Source organism: Rhizobacter sp. P3_B12, from assembly GCF_056402895.1.
Genome location: NZ_JBFUGN010000923.1, coordinates 1 through 2458, shown reverse-complemented (window position 1 = coordinate 2458; position 2458 = coordinate 1). Strand labels below are relative to the sequence as shown.

The window sequence follows — 2458 nt, the reverse complement described above, 5'->3', positions numbered from 1 at the left end:
TGGTCGCGCAAGGCGCCTGCCCAGCGCAAGAAGGTGCTGCAGCGCTTCGCCGAGCTGATCCTCGGCGCCAAGGAAGAGCTGGCCCTGCTCGAGRCGCTCGACATGGGCAAACCGATCAAGTACAGCCTGAGCGTCGACGTGCCCTCCACCGCGCGCTGCATCGCCTGGTATGCCGAGGCGGTCGACAAGGTCTACGACGAGATCGCGCCGACGCCGCAGAGTGCGCTGGCGCTGATCACGCGCGAGCCGATGGGCGTGATCGGCGCGATCGTGCCGTGGAACTACCCGATGATCATGGCCTCGTGGAAGCTCGGCCCGGCGCTCGCCGCCGGCAACAGCGTGGTGCTGAAGCCGAGCGAGAAATCGCCGCTGACCGCACTGCGCCTGGCCGAACTCGCACTGCAGGCCGGGCTGCCCGAGGGCGTGTTCAACGTGGTGCCGGGCTACGGCCACGAGGCCGGCGAGGCGCTCGCGCTGCACATGGAGGTCGATGCGATCGGCTTCACCGGCTCGACGCGCGTGGGCCGCAAGATGCTCGACTACGCCGGGCGCAGCAACCTGAAGCGCGTCTACAACGAGCTCGGCGGCAAGTCGGCCTTCATCGTGTTCCCCGATTTCGACGACCCGGTGCGCGCCGCGCAGACGGTGGCCGGCAGCATGTTCTTCAACCAGGGCGAATCGTGCAATGCGCCGTCGCGCGTGTTCGTGCACGAGAGCATCGCCGACGACTTCGTGAAGACGGTGACGGCGGAGGCGCCGAAGTACCGGCCGGGCAACCCGCTCGATGCCGCCACCGAACTGGGCGCGCTGGTCGACGACACGCAGCTGCGCACGGTGCTGGGCTACATCGATGCCGGCCAGAACGAAGGCGCGCGGCTCGCCGCCGGCGGACGGCAGGCGCGGCAGGACAGCGGCGGGTATTTCGTCGAGCCGACGGTGTTCGACGGCGTGTCCAACACGATGAAGATCGCCCGCGAGGAGATCTTCGGGCCGGTGCTGTCGGTGATCCGCTTCAAGACCGAGGAAGAAGCGATCGCGATGGCGAATGACAGCAGCTACGGCCTGCAGGCGAGCGTGTGGAGCAGCAACCTCAACCGCGCGCACCGCGTGGCCCGCGCGCTGCGCGCCGGCACCGTGCATGTGAATCAATACGACGAGGACGACATCACGGTGCCGTTCGGCGGCTTCAAGCAGAGCGGCAACGGGCGCGACAAGTCGCTGCATGCGTTCGACAAGTACACCGAGCTGAAGACGACCTGGATCCGCATCGATCCCTGACCCGGAGACTGGCATGAACCACTCGCAGAACGAACAGCTGATGGCCCGCAAGGCCGCGGCCACGCCGCGCGGTGTCGGCGTGATGGGCAGCTTCTTCGCCGACCATGCCGAGAACGCCGAGCTGTGGGATGTGGAAGGCCGGCGCTTCCTCGACTTCGCCGGCGGCATCGCGGTGATGAACACCGGCCACCGCCACCCGAAGGTGGTCGCCGCGATCGAGGCGCAGCTCAGGCGCTTCACCCACACCTGCTACCAGGTCGTGCCCTACGAGGGCTACGTCGCGCTGGCCGAGCAGCTCAATGCGCTGACGCCCGGCCGCCATGCGAAGAAGACTGCCTTCTTCAGCACCGGCGCCGAGGCGATCGAGAACGCGGTGAAGATCGCCCGCGCCCACACGAAGCGGGCTGGCGTCATCGCGTTCGGCGGCGCCTTCCACGGCCGCAGCCTGTTCGCTGTCGCGCTGACCGGCAAGGTGCAGCCCTACAAGGCTGGCTTCGGCCCGTTCCCGCCCGAGATCTACCACGCGCCCTTCCCCGCCGAGGGCACGCGCCTCGCCGAAACGCAGAAGGCCGTCCAGCACCTGTTCAAGGCCGACATCGAGCCCTCGCGCGTGGCGGCCATCGTGTTCGAGCCGGTGCAGGGCGAAGGCGGCTTCAACGTGATCCAGGCCGAGGCGCTGCGCTGGCTGCGCGCGCTGTGCGACGAGCACGGCATCGTSCTSATCGCCGACGAGGTGCAGACCGGGTTCGGCCGCACCGGCCGGCTGTTCGCGATGGAGCACTTCCCCGACGTGCAGCCGGACATCCTCGTCAGCGCGAAATCGCTGGCCGCCGGGCTGCCGCTGTCGGCGGTGACCGGCCGGGCCGAGATCATGGACGCGCCGGCCCCCGGCGGCCTCGGCGGCACCTATGCCGGCAACCCGCTGGCGATCGCCGCCGCGCAGGCGGTGATCGGCGTGATGCACGACGAGCAGCTGCCGGCGCGCGGCCAGGCGCTGGGCGACCGGCTGAAGGCGGTGCTGAACGAGCTGCGCCCGGCCGTGCCGCAGATCGCCGACGTGCGCGGGCTGGGCGCGATGGTGGCGGTGCAGTTCAACCGCGCGGGCACCGAAGAGCCGGATGCCGCGTTCACGAAACAGGTGCAGGCCGAGGCGCTGCAGCGCGGGCTGATCCTGCTGAGC

Annotated in this window: 2 protein-coding genes; both read left to right on the top strand. The window is 69.6% G+C overall.

Features of this window, described 5'->3' with window-relative positions:
* Positions 1-1278: aldehyde dehydrogenase (locus AC1D01_RS30120; protein WP_477872976.1), on the top strand; the 1278-nt coding region annotated here is incomplete at its 5' end.
* Positions 1279-1291: 13 nt separating this feature from the next.
* The coding region (gene gabT / locus AC1D01_RS30115) for a 4-aminobutyrate--2-oxoglutarate transaminase (RefSeq protein ID WP_477872974.1) at positions 1292-2458 on the top strand (1167 nt) is incomplete at its 3' end.